19 protein-coding genes are annotated in these 22154 nt (G+C 39.9%); 10 read left to right on the top strand and 9 right to left on the bottom strand.

The genetic code is table 11. The features are described 5' to 3' along the window. Positions 1-69: 69 nt before the first annotated feature. Entirely contained in the window at positions 70-1479 is a 1410-nt protein-coding gene (locus tag OCI93_RS15470) for a mannose-1-phosphate guanylyltransferase/mannose-6-phosphate isomerase (RefSeq protein ID WP_261592618.1), read from the top strand. Next, positions 1466-2896: a phosphomannomutase gene (locus OCI93_RS15465; protein ID WP_261626788.1), complete on the top strand. Its 1431-nt coding sequence runs from the start codon at positions 1466-1468 to the stop codon at positions 2894-2896. Before OCI93_RS15470 ends, OCI93_RS15465 begins: the two co-directional genes overlap by 14 nt. A gap of 304 nt (positions 2897-3200) precedes the next feature. On the opposite strand, the gene OCI93_RS15460 is transcribed toward OCI93_RS15465, so the two are convergent. Then, the gene (locus OCI93_RS15460; protein ID WP_261592616.1) at positions 3201-3593 is read right to left on the bottom strand and encodes a DUF2750 domain-containing protein; all 393 of its coding nucleotides are present in this window, start codon (positions 3591-3593) and stop codon (positions 3201-3203) included. Positions 3594-3799: 206 nt separating this feature from the next. Beyond that, positions 3800-4339, bottom strand: coding sequence for a GNAT family N-acetyltransferase (locus tag OCI93_RS15455; protein ID WP_261592615.1), 540 nt, complete (start codon positions 4337-4339; stop codon positions 3800-3802). Positions 4340-4408: 69 nt separating this feature from the next. On the opposite strand from OCI93_RS15455, the gene OCI93_RS15450 reads away from it, so the two are divergent. The 5 genes from OCI93_RS15450 to OCI93_RS15430 all read left to right on the top strand — a co-directional run bounded on the left by OCI93_RS15450 (position 4409) and on the right by OCI93_RS15430 (position 10506). Then, the gene (locus OCI93_RS15450; protein ID WP_261592614.1) at positions 4409-5077 is read left to right on the top strand and encodes a tRNA-uridine aminocarboxypropyltransferase; all 669 of its coding nucleotides are present in this window, start codon (positions 4409-4411) and stop codon (positions 5075-5077) included. 813 nt (positions 5078-5890) lie between these two features. Beyond that, positions 5891-6895 carry a Fe(3+) ABC transporter substrate-binding protein gene (locus OCI93_RS15445; RefSeq protein ID WP_261626787.1) on the top strand — a complete coding sequence of 335 codons (1005 nt, stop codon included), beginning with the start codon at positions 5891-5893 and terminating at the stop codon, positions 6893-6895. A 16-nt stretch (positions 6896-6911) separates the two neighbouring features. Continuing rightward, a complete protein-coding gene (locus tag OCI93_RS15440) occupies positions 6912-8528 on the top strand; it encodes an ABC transporter permease (RefSeq protein WP_261592612.1) in 1617 nt (538 codons plus the stop codon). Then, positions 8525-9556, top strand: a complete 1032-nt coding sequence (locus OCI93_RS15435; protein WP_261626786.1) for an ABC transporter ATP-binding protein — start codon at positions 8525-8527, stop codon at positions 9554-9556. Before OCI93_RS15440 ends, OCI93_RS15435 begins: the two co-directional genes overlap by 4 nt. 26 nt (positions 9557-9582) lie before the next feature. Next, positions 9583-10506 (top strand): Dyp-type peroxidase, encoded by a 924-nt coding sequence (locus tag OCI93_RS15430; RefSeq protein ID WP_261592610.1) that lies wholly within the window; start codon positions 9583-9585, stop codon positions 10504-10506. A gap of 32 nt (positions 10507-10538) precedes the next feature. Here OCI93_RS15430 and argR read toward each other — a convergent pair whose 3' ends face one another. Next, positions 10539-11006 (bottom strand): transcriptional regulator ArgR, encoded by a 468-nt coding sequence (argR, locus tag OCI93_RS15425; protein ID WP_261592609.1) that lies wholly within the window; start codon positions 11004-11006, stop codon positions 10539-10541. Between the two features lie 253 nt (positions 11007-11259). On the opposite strand from argR, the gene mdh reads away from it, so the two are divergent. Continuing rightward, on the top strand, positions 11260-12198 hold the full coding sequence (gene mdh, locus OCI93_RS15420) for a malate dehydrogenase (RefSeq protein WP_261592608.1): 939 nt from the start codon (positions 11260-11262) through the stop codon (positions 12196-12198). 112 nt (positions 12199-12310) lie between these two features. On the opposite strand, the gene OCI93_RS15415 is transcribed toward mdh, so the two are convergent. After that, on the bottom strand, positions 12311-13636 hold the full coding sequence (locus tag OCI93_RS15415) for a peptidoglycan DD-metalloendopeptidase family protein (RefSeq protein ID WP_261592607.1): 1326 nt from the start codon (positions 13634-13636) through the stop codon (positions 12311-12313). A 147-nt stretch (positions 13637-13783) separates the two neighbouring features. Between OCI93_RS15415 and tyrS the strand changes: the two genes are divergently transcribed. Beyond that, entirely contained in the window at positions 13784-14983 is a 1200-nt protein-coding gene (gene tyrS / locus OCI93_RS15410; RefSeq protein ID WP_261592668.1) for a tyrosine--tRNA ligase, read from the top strand. A 248-nt stretch (positions 14984-15231) separates the two neighbouring features. On the opposite strand, the gene OCI93_RS15405 is transcribed toward tyrS, so the two are convergent. From OCI93_RS15405 to folE2, 4 genes are all read right to left on the bottom strand, one after another. After that, a complete protein-coding gene (locus OCI93_RS15405; protein ID WP_261592606.1) occupies positions 15232-16194 on the bottom strand; it encodes a cobalamin biosynthesis protein CobD/CbiB in 963 nt (320 codons plus the stop codon). Position 16195: 1 nt separating this feature from the next. After that, on the bottom strand, positions 16196-16903 hold the full coding sequence (gene mtnN / locus OCI93_RS15400) for a 5'-methylthioadenosine/S-adenosylhomocysteine nucleosidase (RefSeq protein ID WP_261592605.1): 708 nt from the start codon (positions 16901-16903) through the stop codon (positions 16196-16198). A 124-nt stretch (positions 16904-17027) separates the two neighbouring features. Beyond that, positions 17028-17618, bottom strand: coding sequence for a DUF2726 domain-containing protein (locus OCI93_RS15395; protein WP_261592604.1), 591 nt, complete (start codon positions 17616-17618; stop codon positions 17028-17030). Positions 17619-17700: 82 nt separating this feature from the next. After that, positions 17701-18621 carry a GTP cyclohydrolase FolE2 gene (folE2, locus tag OCI93_RS15390; RefSeq protein WP_261592603.1) on the bottom strand — a complete coding sequence of 307 codons (921 nt, stop codon included), beginning with the start codon at positions 18619-18621 and terminating at the stop codon, positions 17701-17703. Positions 18622-18832: 211 nt separating this feature from the next. On the opposite strand from folE2, the gene arcB reads away from it, so the two are divergent. Next, the gene (gene arcB, locus OCI93_RS15385; RefSeq protein WP_261592602.1) at positions 18833-21166 is read left to right on the top strand and encodes an aerobic respiration two-component sensor histidine kinase ArcB; all 2334 of its coding nucleotides are present in this window, start codon (positions 18833-18835) and stop codon (positions 21164-21166) included. Positions 21167-21402: 236 nt separating this feature from the next. Here arcB and arcA read toward each other — a convergent pair whose 3' ends face one another. Continuing rightward, positions 21403-22119: a two-component system response regulator ArcA gene (gene arcA, locus OCI93_RS15380; protein ID WP_261592601.1), complete on the bottom strand. Its 717-nt coding sequence runs from the start codon at positions 22117-22119 to the stop codon at positions 21403-21405. Positions 22120-22154: the final 35 nt, after the last annotated feature.

The following is a 22154-nucleotide window of genomic DNA, read 5'->3' as shown; positions in this document are numbered from 1 at the left end:
TATATCTGGTCATTTATTTAATACAAATGGTATTACACAATTTAGCGTTAGGGCGTGGGTGGAGTTTATATGTTTCGACCAGTGATCATTGCAGGCGGAGTCGGCACACGTCTTTGGCCGTTATCACGAGAAAAGTACCCAAAACAGTTTCTTGCTTTGGGTGACTCTGAAAACACGCTATTTCAAGATACTTTATTACGCCTAAATGGCCTAGAGCATAGTCGGCCTTTGATTATTTGTAATGAAGAGCATAGGTTTATTGCCGCTGAGCAACTAAGGCAAATAGAAGTGCATGATGCACAGATCCTTTTGGAGCCAATCGGCAGGAATACGGCACCTGCCATTACATTAGCGGCCCTCAAAGCAATTGAGCGAGGTGATGACCCAATATTATGTGTACTCCCTGCAGATCATGTTATTGGTGATGAACGCGCGTTTCATGTAGCAATAGAGCAAGCTCAGGTACTGGCTAAAAAGAATCATCTTGTTACTTTTGGTATCATTCCCACGCGTGCGGAAACGGGGTATGGCTATATTAAAAAAGGTAAGCCTCATGCGCGATATGCTTATAAAGTTGATAGTTTTGTTGAAAAGCCTACTTTAGAGTTAGCACAGAAATATTTAGATAGTAGCCAATATTATTGGAATAGCGGTATGTTCATGTTTAAAGCATCACGTTATTTACATGAAATTAAGCACCACCAACCAAAAATCTATCATGCATGTCAGCATGCTTTGGAACAGCAAAAATTAGATTTAGACTTTATTCGAATTAACGACAAAGCATTTGCAGCGTGTCCGAGTAACTCAATTGATTACGCAGTTATGGAGCAAACAAAATATGGTGTTGTGCTGCCTCTAGATGCAAGTTGGAGTGATGTTGGTGAGTTTTCGGCGTTGTGGAATATTTCTTCAAGGGATGTAAATGGGAATGTAGTCAAAGGTGACGTAAAAACGTTAGACACCCAGAATACTTTGATATTGAGTGAGCATAAATTGGCTACAACGATAGGCGTGCAAGATTTGGTTATTATCAATACTAAAGATGCATTACTTGTTGCACATAAAGCACATACACAAAAAGTCAAAGAGATGGTTAATCAGTTGCAACTTGAGAATCGTTCTGAAGTAAGTGAACACCGAGAGGTATATCGCCCGTGGGGGAAATATGATGCATTTGACCGTGGTGAACGGTTTCTGGTTAAGCGCATAACAGTTAAACCCGGGGCACGGCTTTCCAAGCAAATGCATCATCACAGAGCAGAGCACTGGGTTGTGGTCGCAGGTACTGCGAAAGTACTTATTGGTGATAAAGTATCGTACGTTACCGAGAATGAATCTGTGTACATTGCTATTGCTCAGGTACATGCTTTAGAAAATCCGGGGAAAGTTGATTTAGAGTTAATAGAGGTTCAATCTGGGTCGTATTTGGCAGAGGACGATATTTTGCGCTTTGATGATCAATATGGCCGTAGCTAGTATGTATAGTAATGATGTTATTGTGCAAAGTGGTGTTCGTTTTGGCACCAGTGGCGCGAGAGGCTTAGTCAGTCAATTTACTCCACAAGTTTGTGGTGCATTCACATTGGCTTTTATGGCACAACAAACGTCAGCGATGCGAGTCGCAATCGCCATTGATAATCGACCAAGTAGTGTGAAGATAGCACAAGCTTGTATTGCGGCTCTTAAACACTATGGTTATGAAGTTGAATATTATGGCGTAGTACCTACACCGGCTTTAGCTTACGCTGCTCAGTTGCTTCAGCTTCCTGCAATTATGGTTACGGGGAGCCATATTCCGCATGATAGAAATGGGCTTAAGTTTTATCGATGTGACGGTGAAATAGATAAGACAGATGAACAAGCGATAATCAATGCTCAAATATGCGTACCTCAGTTACAGTTAGAAGCATTACCTCAAGTCAGTTACTATGCTCAGCAGCAATATATTAAGCGCTATGTTACTTATTTCCCTAGTGATTTACTCTCTGGTAAACGAATTGGTGTTTACCAACATACCAGTGCAGGCAGGGATATATATCCATCTTTATTTGCAGCGCTTGGTGGAGAGGTCGTAAATTTAGGTTATAGCGAAGAGTTTGTTGCAATTGATACCGAAGCTATTGGCGAATTAGACAAACAACAAGCTAAAAAATGGACAAAGGAGTATCAGCTTGATGTGTTATTTTCGACCGATGGTGACGGTGATAGACCATTACTTGCCGATGAGCGAGGTGAATACTTAGCTGGTGATATTTTGTGTTTGCTGGCTGCACAGTATTTAAATATTAATGCTTTAGCTATACCTGTAAATTGTAATACTGCGTTAGAGCTATCTGGAGCTTTTGAGCAAATCGTACGAACAAAAATTGGTTCAGTGTACGTGATAAATGCGATAAAAACTTTACAAGATGACAATGCGCTCGTTGCTGGGTTTGAAGCCAATGGAGGTTTCTTACTGGCCAGTGATATCTATGATAATCATCGTGTAATGATGAAACTCGAAACAAGAGATGCATTATTACCTGTGCTGTGTGTACTGGCGATGCTTGGCCAAAATAAGCTTAGTAACTTACTGTTAAAGTTACCTCAACGCTTTACCTACAGTGATCGAATTGAAAATGTAGAGTTGCAAAAAAGTACTCAAATTGTTCAATTTGCTCGTAATTCACCTTATTTATTTCTCGATTACTCACAAATTCAATATCAGGGCCGCGTACATGTTGATAACACTGATGGGGTTAGGATTTTGTTAGAAAGTGGCGATATTATTCACCTCCGGCCCTCGGGTAACGCGCCTGAGTTTAGGTGTTATGTCGACTGCGATAATAAGTTGAATGCACAGCGACTTGTGATGCGGGTTTTATCAAGTATAAAGAATATGACTAGAGCATAAAATTGATGATTCTAGCGAGCTACATGACTCATTAACTGCGTTAAAAATGACTCGTGTAGAATAACGACATGTCGAAATTTTTGCTTGGTTACTAAGCCACTTATCTGTCGTTATATCTGTGCATTTATTTAATATAATAGGGGCTAATAATGAAATAGCCTGTGGTATTTTCAGTTGGGTTATATCAATATAGGGGAGCCAAACAACACGCTTTTCTTGTTTTTAACTTATAAAAAAGGTTTAGGCCGTGAGAATGATTGAGCACCGTGATCAGTGCTCTTGCAGTTGTTGCAGTCAAAGCGGGCTATTGTTTTTTTGTTCTAAACTGCTCAAGTTCGTAGTCAAATTCATCAGGGCTGACGATTAAGCCATCTTGCTCTGGAATCGGAAACACCGCAATAGCAAGCTCATCATCGGTTAAACCATCAGTCCACTTGGCATGCCATTTTTTAAGGCTGATAGCTTGTGGCTCGCAGTCTTGCCAATCACCCGTTGCCCATAGCTGCGCAAACTCTTTATTAGGCCATACCGGAACACAGTCTTCACTCTCGCTATTGAGCATTACACAGCCATGTTGGTCGGTTAATATCCACACTTGTTCGGTTTGCGTTACTTCTTTGATTAAATACTTATAACGTTGCACATTATCATTATTTAAAAGCGCGTTTATGCGATCAGGGTTAATTGGTGTATCCATAAATTTGTCCATATTGGTACTAATTTTATTAAAACATTGATCATTCTAGCGAGCTAAATGACGCATTAACTGTGTAAAAATGGCTCATGCAGATTAACTACATACCGAAAATTTTGTCAGGTTACTAAGCCATTTGGCAGTTGTAATATCTGGTCAATTATTTAATGCCATTGGTTTGATTTACTGCAACATTAGAATAGCTCAGTTTAGCGTAAGTTTTTACGGTATAACACCGCTTCCATATCCCCTAACGGATCTCGGTGAGTATACTCTTTGATAGAACGCATACCTAGCTTTTTCATAATACCAATGGAGGCAAGGTTATCTATGGCTGCAATGGCACTGAAAGCCTCGATATTTTGATTATCGCTTAAGGTATCGGCAATGTGTATTGCGGCTTCACTGGCGTAGCCTTTACCCCAAGTAGATTGTTTAAAGCGCCAACCAAGTTCTAAGTCTTTATCATTTCGCTCGTTATTAAAAAAGCCCATAGGGCGAACTAATATCCAGCCAATGAATTGCTTTGTTTCAGTAATATTTACTTGCCACAGCCCCCAGCCATCTACTTGGCTTGTGTATGAGTTTAAACGAGGAATAAATACATTGTTGATATCATGCATAGAGGTTGGTTTAGCGCCATTGATGTATTTCATAACAGCAGGATCTTGATCCAGCTCAAATAGCAGCTGTGCATCTTTTTCACTCATTAAACGAAAGCTTAAGCGCTTTGAATTTGTGATATTCATTTTCTTTCCTTACTGCTTTTGAGCATGAATTTTATTACAATACGTGGCCAATCTAAATGAGGGCGTTCAGTGAACAATTCCGTATTAGCGTTGCGCCAGCAGCAAATAGCCGCTGCAAAGCGTGAATATAAGGCCCGAGGGTCAAAGTTAAGCCGCTGTGAGTCATGCTTGTTAGCACAAAGCCAATGTATTTGTGATGGTATTAACGTAGCGGGTGACTGTCAAAGCGCTGTATGTTTATTAATGTATCATAACGAAAGCTTTAAGCCATCCAATACAGGACGGTTAATAGCCGATATTATTCCTGATAATCATGCCTTTAGATGGGATAGAACCGAACCCGATGAAGCTTTATTAACATTGCTAGCTAATTCCAAATATCAACCTGTCGTGGTTTTTCCTGCCGATAACGTAGTTCCACAGCGCCTGATTGAGCAAGTTATTAGAGTGACCGATAAAATCCCTTTATATATTTTCTTAGATGGTACATGGCGAGAAGCCAAAAAGATGTTTAGGAAAAGCCCATATCTGGACGAGTTCCCAGTGTTATCTATATCCCCCGAATCCTTATCAGATTATAAACTGCGAGTAGCACCGCATGCACATCAGTTGGGTACAGCTGAAGTGGCTTGCGTAGTATTAGAGCAAAATGGGGAGCCGCAGGCTGCACAACGGTTAACACAGCATTTTATCGATTTTCGAGATGCATATTTAAAAGGCAAGAGGCAAAAACGTTAATTATGGGTTGAGATAAAAAGAAAGAAGCGCGACTCAATGAGCCGCGCTGACGGAATCTTTTATAGCATCCTGCTATGTTGAAATTATCAACTCCTAATACCTTCCTGTTCCTTGGTTTCGCTTGGTGTTCTGTTTATGCGAAATCTAGCTTCCTGCTAATGTCCTATTCCTCCATGTGCTCCGTGCGCTCCCTCCATTGAAAACAGCTTCCTGCTGTATGTCCTTTACCAAAGGTCCTTTTGAATCCATTTATGAGCTCAGTGGCTCTTGTCCTGCTAATGCTCATTCCTTGAACATTTATCCATAAAAGTGATTCATTCACTTTTTAGCTATTCCTAAGCTAATCCTTTTTAGCATCATTGCTTCGGATAAACATCCTATTTATGTATCCTTTAATCAATACAGCATCCTTTGTATTTCCTTTTACTTTCCATTGCACCTACTTCCAAGTAGGTTGGGTATATACCCTTGAGTCAGCTTGCTAAAACCGATGTCTTCCTGAACTTGGATTTAATTATAGAGTAACCCCGAGGTGTGGGTAGGCACTCAAAAGCTTTATAATTTGCATTAAATTACATAAAAATAAAATAAATTCAAATATTACATAGAGTTATGTTTTTATTGGTGTAATAAACAGCAGTCGCTTCCTTGATTACCTAGTTCATGGTGAGAGATATCTCACAATTTTATTCCACTCTGTCCTGTTATTGGGCAAAGATGCTGATGAATAGTCTTTGCTTTCGGGTGTACAATATTTTGATACAGGTTAGAATTGCCTGAAATAAGAATAAACTTAAAAATTGGAGTCTGATTATGAAGCGACTGTTCGCTGTTGTTTTTACTTCGTTAACGTGTACATCAGTTGTTGCTGATGAAGCAGTAAATATTTACTCATTTCGCCAGCCCTTTTTAATTCAACCCATTTTAGATAAATTTACCGCGCAAACAGGCATTAAAACCAATGTGGTTTTTTCTAAAAAAGGCTTAATAGAGCGTGTTAAGCGTGAAGGAAAGCACAGTCGTGCTGACCTAGTTCTAACATCTAACTTTAGTTCTTTAATTCAACTTGAAGAATTAGCGCTTACACAGCCAATTAACAGTAAGCAAGTAGCCAGTAATATTCCCGCTGAATTTCGAGACCCGCAAGGTGATTGGGTTGCTTTGACAAAACGCGTGCGTAATGTTTATTCATCAAAAATGCGTACGGGTGAACTTAAGTCTTTAACTTATGAGGCATTAGCTGATGCAAAGTTTAAAGGCAAAATTTGTACGCGCTCTGGCAAACACCCTTATAACTTAGGACTAGTGGCGTCTATGATAGCTCACCATGGTGAAGCTTATACCAAAACATGGTTGCAAGGCGTAAAAGAGAACTTGGCGCGTAAGCCTCAAGGTAATGATAGAGCGCAAGTTAAATCAGTAAAAGAAGGATTATGTGACTTAGCGTTAGGCAATAGTTACTATTTTGGCAAAATGCTTACTGACGATAAACAAAAAGCATGGGCTGAGTCGGTACATATTAATTTTCCTAATCAAACTAACCGTGGTTCACATTTAAATGTCTCTGGTGTGGTTATGACCAAGTACGCAAAAAATCCAGATAATGCTTTAAAACTCATTGAGTTTATGACCGGTGATGAAGCGCAAAATATGTATGCATCAGTGAATATGGAATACCCAGTTAAACCCGGTGTGAAGTTGTCACCATTGGTTGCGTCTTGGGGAAGCTTTAAAGAAGACAAACTGCCATTATCTGAAATTGCAAAATATCGCCCAGTAGCACTTAAACTGATTGATGAAGTGAAGTTCGATCTGTAACTTAAGGGGTTGATGTTTGTCTAGATGGCATGTAGCTGCTTGGTCGATAGGTGTGTGCCTATCGACGCCGTTGGCTTTTTTAATTTTTGAGTCATTACAAGGTGACTCAGAGGTCTTTGCTCATTTGTGGAATACGGTATTGTGGGATTATGTCAGCAATACCGTATTATTGATTGCAGGGGTGCTAGTACTTAGTTGTATTATCGCGCTGCCTTTGGGGTGGCTTGCGGCTTATTGTAACTTTCCTGGGCGACGCTTTTTTGAATGGGCTTTGATGTTACCTTTGGCTATGCCCACCTATATTATTGCGTATATTTATACTGACTTACTTGATTATGCAGGTCCAATTCAAATTAAATTAAGAGATTGGTTTGGTTGGCAATCCCCTAATGATTATTGGTTTTTCGATATTCGTACCTTATCAGGTGCTGCGGTGATGATAGCGTTGGTACTTTATCCTTACCTTTATTTAATATTTAAAACAGCTTTACGTGAGCAGTCATTTAAATTAATTCAGGCTAGCCAATTAATGGGCTTAAGCCCTATGCAAAGCTTTTTTAAAGTGAGTTTACCTATGGCACGAGGTGCCGTTGTGGCAGCTTTAGCCTTGATCAGCATGGAGACTATGGCTGATTTTGCAACGGTTCATTACTTTGCTGTGAGTACATTAACAACGGCGGTTTATGATACCTGGTTAGGATATTACTCTTTAACAGCAGCTGCGAAAATCTCCGGCATTATGCTGCTGTTTTTGTTTGTGTCATTGGCTTTAGAGCGACTAAGTCGAAAAAATAGCGTGGTGCATGAGCGCCAAGCTAGTCAAAATGACGAAACACTATATCAGCTGACGGGTAAGCGTGCGTTTTTAGCCACAAGTTATTGTGTGCTGGTTTTATTTTTTGCTTTTGTGTTACCGGTCGCTGTGTTGTTAGGCTATGCATTTGATTACTATGAGCAAGCTTGGAATAGTGAGTTTTTCCTCTACGCTTGGCAAAGTTTAAAAATCGCGATTTGGGTGAGTGTAGCAGCGGTATTATTAAGTTTACTCGTGGTTTTTCATCAACGAATTGGTACTCATACGAGTAAGTATTTACCTGGAAAGTTTGCAAGTACTGGCTATGCATTGCCCGGAACAGTTCTGGCTATCGCTGTTTTGCTACCATTAACTTTGCTTGATAATAAGATTAATGAGTGGTTTTCTGAAACTAGCTTTGAACCCGGATTACTTCTAAGTGGTAGTATTTTTGCTATGATTTTTGCCTACGTAGTGCGTTTTTATGCGATAGCCCATGGTGCGGTAGAAGCCAGTTACGTGCGCATAAGCCCATCACTTGATATGGCAAGTCAAAGCATGGGAAAAAACCGCATGCAAACACTGAGTTTAGTGCACTTTCCTATGTTGCGAAGAGGTATTTTAACCGCAGCTCTACTGGTGTTTATTGAGTGTATGAAGGAGTTACCTGCGGCACTGTTGCTAAGACCCTTTAATTACGAAACATTAGCAACGCATGTATTTCAGTATGTGAGCGATGAACAGCTGGAATTAGCGTCAATTTCAGCATTGCTGATTGTTATTGTGGGCTTGGTGCCACTTTATATTGTTAACCGTTCAATGGAACAGCATAGTCAATGAGTAGTCTCATTTTAGAAAAAGTATCGTATCAGTATCAGCAGCAAGCGGTGATCTCTGATCTAGATTTAACGGTTGCCCATAACGAAATAGTTTGCCTTTTAGGTGCCAGTGGTTGTGGAAAAACAACCACGCTTAAAGCTATAGCAGGGTTGATCAAACCACAAAGTGGTAGAATTGCTATCCATGGGCAGTGCGTGAGCAACAAGCAGTTTTTTGTTGCCCCGCAACATCGAAATATAGGTATGATGTTTCAAGATTATGCCTTGTTTCCACATCTAAGCGTGTTTCAAAATATTGCATTTGGGTTATCTAAATTAAATAACAGCGAACGCAATACTCGTGTCGCTCAAATGATTGAATTAGTGAGGCTGGAAGGACTAGAAAAACGCTTCCCACATGAGTTATCTGGTGGGCAACAGCAACGGGTAGCTATTGCAAGAGCATTGGCTTACAAACCCAATTTATTATTGCTGGATGAGCCGTTTTCGAATATTGATACACAAGTAAGATTTCAGCTGATAAATGATATACGGAGCATTATTAAAGATCAGCAGGTGTCAGCTATTTTTGTCAGCCATTCAAAAGATGAAGCTTTTGCATTCGCTGATAAGCTCGCCATTATGCATGAGGGAAAAATTGCCCAGTTAGATAGTGCAAAAACTTTATTTCAAAAACCAAAAACAAAAGCAGTTGCTGAGTTCTTAGGGCAGGGTATCTATCTAGATGCGCAGCGTTATAATGGTCAAAGTGTTACAACTCAATTTGGTGACGTGAGTTCGTTAATTACTTTATCGCAGTCACAAACAAGCGGGCAAATTTATGTTCGCCCACAGCATTTAGAACTGATTAATGACCCTCAAGGAGACGTTGAAATAGTGCAACAAAGGTTCATTGGCACAGATTACGTCTATCATATAAAAGTGGCGGATCAACAGCTTGAAGTTCCTGCACCTGCTGAACAATTATTGGATACAACTAAACCTGTCTCTTTAAAAATTAAGGCACATGCGGTAAATTTCTTTTCTTAATACTAGATGAACAAAAAGGATAAGGCATGGCGCAAGCACAATCAGGGGTCTGTGCTGAAGCAAACCTACATGGGCTACATTTATTTTTTAATGTATTAGAAGGCCAAGATGAAGCTGTCCGTGCTGCGCTAGCAAACTGTGAGCGCTTACAAAATGAACTCAGTGATCGCTTTTCTGAATCTATGGTGTCTAGTTTTGTGGCCATTGGTGCTCAGTATTGGCCACATATTTATCCAGAGTTTATTCCCGAACAGCTTAAAAGCTTTCCAAATGTAACAAGCTCTGAACATGTTATTCATTCACAGCCGTTTGATTTGTTATTTGTCATTCGCTCGGATAGAGAGGATGTAAATTACTTATTTGCGCAAAGTGTATTGCATCTGTTGGCACCAAGCGTTGAATTAGTGGCACATGTGCGTGGTTTTCGTTTTTTAGATGGGCGGGATTTTAATGGTTTTATATATGGAGCAAATACCCCACATGGTCGTTTTAAGCGCCAAGTTGCTTTTGTGAATAACCCTCAAAAAATGGACGATCAAGGTAGTTACCTTCATGTAATGAGAGTAAAGTTTGATATTGATGCTTGGCAGCGTTTGCCTTTGGTAGAGCAGGAGCAAATTATGGGGCGCACACGATTAGATAATACCTTGATAGAGCCAGCACAGCCCGATAACCACGCAATACTAACAGAACTAAAAGATACGCATGGTCTGGCTTTATTACTGGATCAAAGCATGCCTTTTGGTGATGTATTTGAGCAAGGGAGTTTATGGTTAAGTTGTTCTGCAAATGGTTCTGCTTTTGAGCAAGTGCTTACTTCAAGGCTTGGCGATCCGCAGTGTTATGATCCTTTGCTAGATTATAGCCAAGCAGATATGGGAGCTGCGTTTTTTGCTCCTTCGGTACAGTTTTTAAGTGATATGGCAAAACTATGTGAACAGTCAGAGTGAGTAAGAGTTAGTACTTACTCGCTTCATTGCATTTAAACGTTATCAAATAATGTTTTTACGCGCTCGAGTGTTTCGTCAATCTCTGATATTTTAGCAGGAGCAATAAAAATTGTATCGTCACCCGCAATTGTTCCTAATACTCCATCAGCTGTACCTAAGGAATCTAGCAAGCGAGCAATTAATTGTGCAGCGCCGGGGCTGGTGCGGATAATAATCATCATTTCGTTATGTATTATATCTATAACCAGTTGACGTAAAGGGCTTTTTGCTGTCGGTACACCCATTTCAGCAGGTAAACAGTAAACCATTTCTTGTTTGGCATTACGTGTGCGAACTGCACCAAACTTACTGAGCATACGAGATACTTTACTTTGGCTTACATTATCAAAGCCTTGTTCTTTTAAAGCATCAACTATTTCGCCTTGAGAGCCAAAGTTCTCCTCTTTTAAAAGGGCTTTAAAGGCTTTGATCAAAGCTTCTTGTTTTTCTTGTGGCTGCATAACGTTTCATTTCTTTTAAAGCGGTTGTAGGATTTTACACAAAACTTGTTCGTTACCCAAATTTTCACACTCATGCAGGGGCTTTATCTTAAAAGCAAAGTGAAATAGGTCTCTGTAAAGCGCGAAGTGTGTGTTGCTTTACAACTATAGTCGAAAAAATCATGAAAATAACTCGGATTAATTTGTTTTTAGTGTCGCTTTTCATTATCTTTACAGCACATTAAATTCCACCTTCAAATTATGGAGAATTCACATGAAAGTTGCTGTATTAGGTGCCGCTGGCGGTATCGGTCAAGCTTTATCACTTTTACTTAAAAATGGCTTGCCTGCAGGCTCTGAGCTAGCACTATACGATGTTGCACCAGTTGTTCCGGGTGTAGCTGTTGATCTTTCTCACATTCCAACTGCAGTTAAAGTTGCAGGCTTTGGTGCTGATGACTTAGATGCAGCATTAGTAGATGCTGATATTGTACTTATCCCTGCAGGTATGCCACGTAAGCCTGGTATGGACCGTGCTGACTTATTTAACGTAAATGCAGGTATCATCAAGACATTGGCTGAAGGTATTGTTAGAAGTTGTCCTAAAGCGCTAGTTGGTGTTATCACAAACCCAGTAAATGGCACAGTGCCAATTGTAGCTGAAGTGTTCAAAAAAGCGGGTACTTATGATGCATCACGCGTATTTGGTGTAACCACACTTGACGTGATCCGCTCTGAAGCTTTTGTGGCTGAGCTAAAAGGTGTTGACGTATCTGAAGTTAAAGTGCCTGTTATCGGTGGTCACTCTGGTACTACTATTTTACCTCTACTTTCTCAAGTTGAAGGCGTTACGTTCACTGATGAAGAAGTAGCGGCGCTTACACCACGTATTCAAAATGCAGGTACTGAAGTTGTAAATGCAAAAGCGGGTGGCGGTTCAGCTACGCTTTCAATGGGTGCAGCAGCAGCACGTTTTTGCTTCTCATTGGTAAAAGGTTTACAAGGCGATAGCAATGTTGTTGATTATGCTTATGTTGCTGTTGATAATGGCGACGCACCTTATTTTGCTCACCCAGTTCGCCTTGGTAAGAATGGCGTTGAGGAAATTTTATCTTACGGTGAGTTAAGCGCATTTGAGCAAAAAGCCAAAGAAGATATGCTTGCAACATTAAATAAAGACATCCAAGAGGGTGTGGACTTTATGGCTAAGTAAGCTAAATGAAGTTGCTAAAAACCCGCTGTGAGCGGGTTTTTTTATGCCTTAAAAGACAGCGTTATTATTTTAGGGCAATACCAAAAACCATTTAAGCTATCCAGAGCTTAGGTTATTTATTCATCGCCAGCTGCAGCTCTCTAGTACGTTCAAGCTTGGCAAGTAATTGCTGTGCAACCGGCTTAAACACAGCTAGCTCATCTTTTGGCAATGATTGAGATTTAGGTAGTTTAACTGTCCTTGGGTTACGATGAACTCCATTAACTAAAAACTCATAGTGCAAGTGGGCACCTGTAACTCGACCTGTTGCCCCCACAGTACCTATTTTCTGACCCTGCTTTACTTTCTGGCCAGATTTAACCATACGCTTGTTAAGGTGTAAGTATTTAGTGACATATTTACTACCATGTTGAATAAATACATAATTGCCATTTAATCGGTTATAGCTTGATTTAATTACCTTCCCATTACCTGAAGAAACAACGGGAGTTCCTGTTCGTGCTGAATAGTCAATACCTCTATGCGCCGTCACTCTGCCTGTAACTGGGTGCTTTCGTCGAGGGTTAAAACTAGAACTTATGTATTTGAAGTTAACGGGAGCGCGTAAAAATGCTTTTTTCATACTGCGCCCTTCAGGCGTATAAAAGTTTCCGTCTGTATGACGTATTGCGTTATAGCGTTCATCTTGGTTAATAAATTCAGCGGCAATGATTTTACCGGTGCCAATTTCTTCACCATCAACAAAGTGAGACTCATACACAATAGAGAAACTATCACCTTTACGGATATCATTCGCAAAGTCGACGTCCCAGCCAAAGATATCTGCAAAGTTCATAATTTGGCGTTCAGACAGACCTGAAGTTATACCAGCAGTCCAAAAGCTTGAGCTTATCTGGCCGCCAGCAGATTTAGCGACAGTTTCTATTTCTTTGCTTTGAATTACAGTGTCATAAGCACCTTCTGAGCTTAAAGTGACATATAATGTATCAGTTTTAGACAAAACATATTTTAATTGTGCTAGTTGTCCATTTTCACCTTTAGCAAAGCTCAGCACTTCACCAGGATGAATTTTAGTGAGTTTGCGGGTTTCGGCATTAGTGTTAACTAGCTGGTGTAAAGTTTGTGCAGAGAAGCCGGCTCTTTTAAATATAATGGCTAAGTTATCACCTGATTTAACTTCATGATCAATAAAGTTATATTCCACTTTTTGTGTATCTGTGGCAGTATCAACCGCATTTAGCTCGGTAAGGTGTTCTGTTTCTTCGCTTACCTTGACAGGCAATTCATAACGCTTACCAACTTCTAACGCTTTTTTATCGTTGTCTCGAGAGGCTGTTGCTTTTTCTGAAGGCCATAGTGCAACAATCAACATTAAGGAAATGAGACTCATAATAAGCAGTTTGTGTTTTTTAGGGAGCTTATACACTACGTGAACCATAACGCGCCTTTTCTGCTGTCAAGATTTTTACTAATAATATTGCAGGATATACCCAATAAAGCAGCAATACCAGTATTTTGTGCATTTAAACTAGCTCGAATATAGGCTAGAATCGAGCGATAAACTGAATACTTGGAGCGATGAATGGTGGACTTAGAAACTGCATTTGCAGAGATAAAACGCGGTGCGGAAGAAATTCTTATTGAAGATGACTTAAAAGAAAAGCTTAAGTCAGGTAAAAAGTTGAAGATTAAGGCGGGTTTTGACCCAACTGCACCGGACTTACATTTAGGTCACACTGTTCTAATAAATAAGTTAAAGACATTTCAGGACTTAGGCCATGAGGTGATTTTCTTAATTGGTGATTTTACAGGCTTGATTGGTGACCCGACTGGAAAAAATGCTACTCGTAAGCCACTAACCAAAGAAGATGTACTTGCTAATGCAGAAACCTATAAAGAACAGGTTTTTAAAATTTTAGACCCTGCAAAAACAACCGTTGCCTTTAACTCTACTTGGATGGATAAGTTGGGCAGTGCGGGTATGATTAAGCTTGCAGCTCGACAAACTGTTGCTCGTATGCTTGAACGTGATGATTTTAAAAAGCGTTATGCAGGTGGACAATCAATTGCCATTCATGAGTTTTTATATCCGCTCGTACAAGGTTGGGATTCAGTTGCACTTGAGGCGGACGTTGAGCTTGGTGGTACCGATCAACGGTTTAACCTTCTTATGGGCCGTGAGTTGCAAAAGGATGAGGGTCAAAAGCCGCAAACGGTATTAATGATGCCATTACTAGAGGGCACTGATGGCGTTCAAAAAATGTCAAAGTCGTTAGGTAACTATATTGGTATTACGGATGCTCCAAATGATATGTTTGGTAAAGTTATGTCTATTTCTGATGACTTGATGTGGCGCTATTATGAATTACTTAGTGCGCTGTCTTTGGAAGAGATTGCACAGTTGAAGGCGCAAGTTGTCGATGGTCGTAACCCCCGTGATATTAAAATTGAGTTTGCCAAAGAAATGATTGCACGCTTTCATACAGAGGAAGATGCTCAGGCAGCACACCAAGATTTTGTTAAACGTTTTCAAAAGAACGCCTTACCTGATGACATTCCAGAACTTAGCATTACTATTGATGAGCCTTCTACATTTATTGCCAACCTCCTTAAAGAAGCCGGGTTGGTTGCAAGCACCTCTGAGGCTATGCGTATGATCAAGCAAGGTGCTGTAAAACTTAATGGTGAAGACAAAGTAACCGACAGCAAATTGTCAATTGAAAAAGGTAGCACAGCAATTTACCAAGTAGGTAAACGCAAATTTGCTAAGGTAACTGTAAACTAGAGCTTGTTGCAAAAATAAATATGCCCTAAAGGCCAGCTTGTAAAGCTGGCTTTTTTATGCGGGAGTTAAAGTTTAATGGCAGTGGCATTAAATACATGGCTTAGTAACCCACCAAAAACGTTTGTATCTAACTATTTTACATGAGTCATTTTTAACGTAGTTAAATTAAGTTACTTAGTTCGCTAGAATGAACAATGTTTTAATAAAATGGGTATAAAATATTAAATTACGTATTTTGCGAAGGCAGGTTATAAGGTCAAAAAAGCAATGCCCAAAGTATAAGCAAGCCAGAAAAGCATTAACACTAAAAAGAAAAAGGTTTGGATCCGCGTTAGTAAGTTAACTAGTACATCAATATCGCTAGGCTCGGGATGTCGTTCAATGCCTAATCGCATTTTTTCAAAGCGTTGCCCTAGGTAAAAGCAAGGGCCACCAAGTTGTACATTTAGGTTAGCTGCAAACAGTGATAAGACCCATCCACTGTTTTTTTGATAAAAATATCTAGCATATCGCTTGAGATAATGTACTACCTTCTTGCCATGTAATGGTGTTGCCATCAATAATACAAATGCTCTAAGAGGAAGCCACTCAATGGCATAAATCGTGTGTTTGAGTGGTATCATAAATTGGCTGTTGGGTTTAAGTTCTTTGCGCCATGCATGATCACATATGAGCAGTAGCTTGTAACTAAGCGCCGCAATAGGTCCAAGTAGTATATAAAATAAAATGATAAGGTAATAATGCCTAACAGTGCGTAGGCAAGTACTATCAATGCATGCTTTGGCAATACCAACACTCGAAAGTTTATTAACATCTCTAGCGACTATACTGCTCAATAATTGCCTGGCAGTAGACTTTTGTTCTTGTTTGAGCAAGGTTGAAATGCGTTTAGCTCTTGTAATAACTCGCGTTTCAATACACAAATAAAGAATTAATCCACCTAACCACTGTGGGTAATAGGCAAATTGGGCAATTGAATAGCACAGAATAACGATGGTTAAACAAGGTAGGATAAATGCTAAAGTGCCACTGAGTATTTGGTAACTTGCGGTTGAATCACTTTGATATACTCGTTGCGCAATACCTTTGAAAACAAGTGATAGTATAGTATTCGGATGATAGCTGCTAAGTAATGGCAGAAAGTGAGCCGTTGCCAATGTTACCACTAATATTAGCAAGCCCTGATGGGCTTGCATAAGTTCAAGTAGCACGTTAAAGCTTAACGTTAATTAGCTTTTCAAGTAGTGCTGTCACAAGCTTTGAAGAGTTTACAGAAGCAACCTCTAAATATTCTTCAAATGATTGTGGAGATTCTTTTCCAGCGATATCAGACAGTGAGCGAATAACCACAAACGGCGTATTAAGAACATGGCACGCTTGAGCTATTGCAGCGCCTTCCATCTCCACAGCTAACATCGTTGGAAAATCTGCGCGAGTTTTATCGATACGCACAGGATCACACATAAATGAATCGCCAGTACAAATTAACCCCGTCATAGTTTGTGTATTACTAAGGATTGCAACACTTTGTTTTGCAGCTTCAATAAGAGCAGGGTGCGCCTTAAAACCAGCAGGCATTTGTGGAACTTGGCCTATTTCATAGCCAAAGGCAGTTACATCAACATCGTGATGCTTTACTTCATCAGATATCACCACGTCACCTACATTTAGGCTAGGTTCAAAGCCGCCAGCAGACCCGGTATTGATCACGCAATCTGGCTCAAAGTTGTCAATCAACAAGGTGGTTGCTACGGTAGCAGCCACCTTACCAATACCTGATTGCACCAGTGTTACCGTATGACCTGCAAGCAGCCCTGTATAAAAGGTAAAGCCGCCCTTAGTAAGCTGGTGTTTATTTTGTATTGCTTCGCGAAGTATCGCTACCTCTGGCTCCATTGCGCCAATAATACCAATTTTCATGTTAAAAGTTCCTATAAAAACTTGCATATTAGTATACCTGAGCAAGATACAAATGCGAGTTTCATTCTTAAGTTAACGGCATGAAAAAGCAGGCTTATAGCCTGCTTGATGTATTTGAGCGTGACTATATTTCGGCAAGTTGCGTTGAGTGAGCTTTAGCCTGAGATGGCGACAAGACAGCCGGTTTTTCAGTACGATTGCGAGTACGAGTCGGAGTTCTGGTATTTTTGCCAAGCTTGAATAAAATAGCACTGCGTACTTCAGCTGTTTTATATCCTGCTTTAACTTTCATACGAATATGAGGGATCCCCGCAGATTCTAGCGCACCACTAACAAACCAATCTCGTTGGGCTTTATGCCCACCTTTATTCGCGTTATTAACTAAATCCACTGCAGCCATTATCTTAAGTGTGTCTTTATCTACAAGCACATAATCAAGTTGTTTATTTTTTGCCTTTATTAGCGCCGCTCTGCGCGACTTATCTGAAAGGCCTGGTTTACATTCAATTAAATCAACTAGCTTTACTCGGCTAACGACTTTAAATCTATCACCTACGGCACGCTCTAATAAAGTGAGAAACGAAGCTTCAACGTTGCTAAAAACAGAATCTTTTTTATTAAATGGATAAGGGTTACCACCTGCGTCGGTGAATTTTGCTGCGACCACTGAAGCCACTACTACTAGCGCTAATATTGATAATAAAGCAAATTCCATAAAACACTCCACAACAACAATTTGACAATTTATATTTACTAAGCAAATGTCATGCCTGTTTAAGAGTGTTTATTTAATTTCTTTAAGCTTGGTAACCTTGTGGTAAACCTTTTACTGCATAAGCGACTGCATCATGTGCATGTAAAGACTCATAATGATTAATTTTTATGTAGTAGTCTTGATAATTCGATACTTCAAATAGTGCTTTGAGTTTTCTGGCTGCATCCTCACAAAACATCAAGTTTTGACCATTTAAACGTGCGAACTCTTGCTCATCCTCTCGCTTTACAGCTGCCTGTACAGGGGTTTTTAGCTCATGCTCAACACAATTAATAAGTGCTAAGATATCAAACTCTTGACTATCACAGGCAAGCTTTACTTTGATATTGGCAATGCTACGTTGAGAGTGAGGTGTAGCCACAATACCTTCGGTACTGCCTAACCAGTTATGTATTTGTTCAAAATTAAGTTGTTGTTTGGCAAACTGCTCTGTAAAAGCTTGCTGAATAAGCTGTCGAGCCAATGCCGCAGAGCAAGGGCAGGTTGATGAATAAGTTACATCAACAGCTATTTCTAGTAAGAATTGATTGTCAATTAAGCTGGCAGTGATTGTCACTGGGTAGTTTTTCCAGCCTTGTTTGCCGCTTAACAACGAAGAGCGGCGAAGCGGCAGCTCAAAATGAAGTGCAACTTTTGCCGCATTACTCAAATCTTGATGACTGGTTACAAAACTCTCTAGAACAGCTTTGAGCGTACTCGGCGTTAGCGTTTGCTCACAAGATAGAGTATCTAATGACAAAAATAAACGCGACATATGGATGCCTTTAGCTTGTTCGTTTTGTAGGTTAACAAATGCATCCGCTTTTGCAGTGACGGTAATGTCGGATAACCCTTTACTAGAAAATAGTAGTGGTAGTTCAATATTTCCCATACCGACCCAATCTAAAGTTCCGGTTTGCAAGGCTTCTGCGGTATCAGCAATATCTGGCATTATGGTTTGCATCTAAACCCTCATGGTCACGACGATTAAAAGCGGGCATATTACACTATAATCCAATAGGTTGCCCCTTTAAGAATAGCTTTAAAATGATAAGAATAGAGAATTTGTGCATAAGTTATTACAGTTTGAGCTGCGCAGGTTTTAATAAAATGAATAATTAGCATCTTGGTATTGCTTGCGTATAATGTGCGGATAAATTGGGTATGTGGTGACTATGACAGAATCTTCTTTTGGCCCCTGGGCCCGTGTATTAGCAAATTTAGTCAGTAAATATGGCACAAAGCCTGCCAGCTTTATCTGCTATTTTTTTATCTTACTAATTGCTCTTATTTTATCTTGTATGTTTTACTATGTTGCGCTTGGCGAAATAAAGATAGTAGATGTACTGGCTATCATCTTTTTTTCAGCGGTGACCTCTCCAGTACTAATATCAATAATGATCCGTTCGATACATCAATTAGAAGACTCTAAAACCTATCTTGAGTCAGCCACACAACAAGAGAAACTGCTAAATCAAACGCTCAAAGATAATATTAATCGCCTTAATAACGAAATTGATGAACGTAAGATGGCGTTGCACGCCAAACACAGAGCAATCGAAGAGTTGCGAAAAGAAATCGCCGAACGTAAAAAAACACAACAGGAACTCGCGCAACAAGGTATGTTGCTGCGCTCTATTGTAGACTCATCACCTGATTTATTTTATTACCGTGATGAAGACGGTGTGTTTGCCGGTTGTAATAAAATGTTTGAGATGGTGATAGGTAAATCTAGCGAGCAGCTGATAGGACATTCGGTGGAACAAATATATCCGCAAAATTACCTACCGGAGGTCCTCAGTACCGATACAGAAGTGTCTACGATGCACCAACCTGTAACCTTGGATGTTGAATACCCAGTAAACGATGAAAATCGCTGGTTTGAAATGCGCAAGCTACCATTTATTAATGATGATGGTAAATATATTGGGTTATTGGCTTTTGGCCGCGATATTACTAGTCGTAAAGAAGCTGAACAGGCACTAGAAACTGCTTATAAAGATAAAGGTAAGTTCATTGCTACTTTAAGTCATGAGTTGCGAACACCTTTGAATGGCATCGTTGGCCTAACGCGAATGTTGCTTGATACGGAGTTATCTCAACAGCAAAAAAGTTGGTGTAATACGATTTTTTCTAGCGCAGAAACATTAGGGAATATTTTTAATGATATTATCGATCTCGATAAAATCGACCGAGAGCAATTAGATATTGCGACAGATAGCATTAATGTTTCTGATTTTATCAATGACGTTGTAAATTTTGCTGGTTTAATAGCAGATCAAAAAGGGCTAGATTTCACAATAAATCGTGTGGGAATGTTAGATATATACGCTTTATTAGACCCAACACGTTTGCGACAAGTGTTATGGAACCTAATCAACAACGCAGTTAAGTTTACTCACAAAGGAAGCGTTTTGCTTGAGTGCAAGCGCGAGAATAGAGAATCTGGACCTTGGCTTAATATTAGTATTAGCGACACGGGTGTTGGTATTCCTGCAGATCAACAAGAACGTATTTTTGATATGTATTATAAAGCTCCAGACTTAACCGGAACTAACGCCATTGGATCGGGCATTGGTCTTGCTGTTACCAAGGCATTGGTATTGGCAATGAAAGGTCACATTCGTGTAAGTAGTATTCAAGGTCAAGGTAGTCGTTTTGATGTAGAAGTTCCTTTGAATTTATGCAAAGCACCGAAACAACAAAGTTATGCGGGTCGCAGCCTTTATATTTTATTAGTGGAAGATGTTCCGTTAAATGCAGAAATAGCTACTAACTTGCTTGAACAGCGAGGTCATGAAGTTATTTGGGCTGAGACAGGTGAAGACGCGCTGTCAATGGTTGCCACAGAAGATGAACTAGATTTAATTCTGCTTGATATGCAGTTACCGGATATCAATGGTGATCAAGTAGCTAAAGAAATCCGCGCCGATAGTCACTTTGATGACTTACCAATCGTTGCTCTAACCGCGAATGTTCGAAGTGCGGAGCAAGAATTAGCGGGAATAAGCATTCAAGGCGCATTGGCTAAGCCAATTAATACCACTCGATTGGATAAAATGTTGGCAGAGTTATTTGGTATTGATGCACAGCAGGCGAATGCGAAAGAATATCTAGACGCGATAACATTTAGTGAGCAGCAGCAACATGAACTTGATATAGAAACAATTACCGACTTTATTGATTCGATGGGTAGCGAAGCGTTTAAACGTAGTGTAATGCTATTTAAAACTCTTAACCCTAAGTATTGTTCAGAGCTGCGCCAATCGCTTAGTGATAAAGATATTGATGAATATGCATCGGTTGCTCATAAGCTTAAAGGTGCCGCAGGGTCCGTGGGGCTAGATCAAGTACAACTGCACACTAAAAAGATGGAGTTAGAAGCACATCAGGTCCAAAGTGCAGTACTGAGAGATTGGATTGAACAATTAGAAGCAAAGATTAGTGAAGGGATTGTGTTACTGGAGCAAGCGATTAATCTGTTGGTGATTAGTGATAAAGCTAAATAATTTTAGGTTTTGGATAAGGGTTTTGAAATAGTAAACATCTAATAGCTCAATTAGTTATCACTCAATGATGATATTGCGGTCAATATCAAGACACTTTTATGCACTAACAGCTGGCTATTACAAGTAACAGTAACGCAAGTAGTGGGAAAGTTCGTTTATCCAGCCAGAACAAAATAAATAAGGGGCCTAAAGCCCCCTATTTAATAATTGCAAAACTCCCTGAAACCTTAGAACAATTAGCTATCAATTTTCCCTATAAAGCGATAGCCTTCACCATGAATGGTGCTGATCAGTTCAGATGTATTGTTGTCACTTTCAAAATGCTTGCGAATGCGACGAATAGTAACGTCAACCGTCCTGTCGTTAGCACGAAGCTCTCGGCCTGTCATGTGCTTAATTAATTGCTCACGACTAAAAATGCGACCTGGAGAGTCAAGCATCAAACGTAATGCTCTATATTCACCCTTAGGTAGGCGTTTAGCATCACCAGCAGGAGAAGTTAAACAGCGACTGTTTTCATCAAGCTCCCATCCGTTGAAGGTAATAACACCATTAGTATCAATAGAAGACTCTTCTGCAGATGACCCTGTACGAGAGATCAAGTTGCGTGCACGAATAGTCAGCTCTCGAGGATTAAAAGGTTTTGTGATGTAATCATCAGCACCAATTTCTAAACCTAGAATGCGGTCGACATCGTTGTCACGACCGGTTAAGAAAATGAGTCCAATGTTTCTTTTTTGGCGTAATTCACGCGCTAAGATTAAGCCGTTTTTACCTGGAAGATTGATATCCATAACTACAAGATTGACGTCGTCATGCGCTGTCAGTTTATCATGCATGTCATCGCCATCAATGGCTTCAATTACTTTGTAACCTTCTGCTTCAAATAAGCTAACGAGGTTCAGGCGAGTTACGTCTTCATCCTCTACAATCAGAATGACTGGCGTTTGCATTATTAATTAACCTTTTCGGAATATATTATTTACAT

Origin of the sequence: Pseudoalteromonas holothuriae (genome assembly GCF_945859825.1) — a bacterium.
In the GTDB taxonomy this organism is placed as follows: Bacteria; Pseudomonadota; Gammaproteobacteria; order Enterobacterales; family Alteromonadaceae; genus Pseudoalteromonas; species Pseudoalteromonas holothuriae.
The sequence above is the reverse complement of the archived record's forward strand: the minus strand, read 5'-3'. Positions and strand labels throughout refer to the sequence as shown.

Bases quoted from the DNA above. Each gene is read 5' to 3' on its own strand.
- folE2 (WP_261592603.1), bottom strand. From the start codon at position 18,621: ATGCAAACCATAATGCCAGATATTGCTGATACCGCAGAAGCCTTGCAA.
- OCI93_RS15465 (WP_261626788.1), top strand. From the start codon at position 1,466: ATGGCCGTAGCTAGTATGTATAGTAATGATGTTATTGTGCAAAGTGGT.
- OCI93_RS15415 (WP_261592607.1), bottom strand. From the start codon at position 13,636: ATGGTTCACGTAGTGTATAAGCTCCCTAAAAAACACAAACTGCTTATT.
- arcB (WP_261592602.1), top strand. From the start codon at position 18,833: ATGACAGAATCTTCTTTTGGCCCCTGGGCCCGTGTATTAGCAAATTTA.
- argR (WP_261592609.1), bottom strand. From the start codon at position 11,006: ATGCAGCCACAAGAAAAACAAGAAGCTTTGATCAAAGCCTTTAAAGCC.
- OCI93_RS15435 (WP_261626786.1), top strand. From the start codon at position 8,525: ATGAGTAGTCTCATTTTAGAAAAAGTATCGTATCAGTATCAGCAGCAA.
- OCI93_RS15460 (WP_261592616.1), bottom strand. From the start codon at position 3,593: ATGGATACACCAATTAACCCTGATCGCATAAACGCGCTTTTAAATAAT.
- OCI93_RS15470 (WP_261592618.1), top strand. From the start codon at position 70: ATGTTTCGACCAGTGATCATTGCAGGCGGAGTCGGCACACGTCTTTGG.
- mdh (WP_261592608.1), top strand. From the start codon at position 11,260: ATGAAAGTTGCTGTATTAGGTGCCGCTGGCGGTATCGGTCAAGCTTTA.
- OCI93_RS15430 (WP_261592610.1), top strand. From the start codon at position 9,583: ATGGCGCAAGCACAATCAGGGGTCTGTGCTGAAGCAAACCTACATGGG.
- OCI93_RS15395 (WP_261592604.1), bottom strand. From the start codon at position 17,618: ATGGAATTTGCTTTATTATCAATATTAGCGCTAGTAGTAGTGGCTTCA.
- arcA (WP_261592601.1), bottom strand. From the start codon at position 22,119: ATGCAAACGCCAGTCATTCTGATTGTAGAGGATGAAGACGTAACTCGC.
- OCI93_RS15445 (WP_261626787.1), top strand. From the start codon at position 5,891: ATGAAGCGACTGTTCGCTGTTGTTTTTACTTCGTTAACGTGTACATCA.
- mtnN (WP_261592605.1), bottom strand. From the start codon at position 16,903: ATGAAAATTGGTATTATTGGCGCAATGGAGCCAGAGGTAGCGATACTT.
- OCI93_RS15455 (WP_261592615.1), bottom strand. From the start codon at position 4,339: ATGAATATCACAAATTCAAAGCGCTTAAGCTTTCGTTTAATGAGTGAA.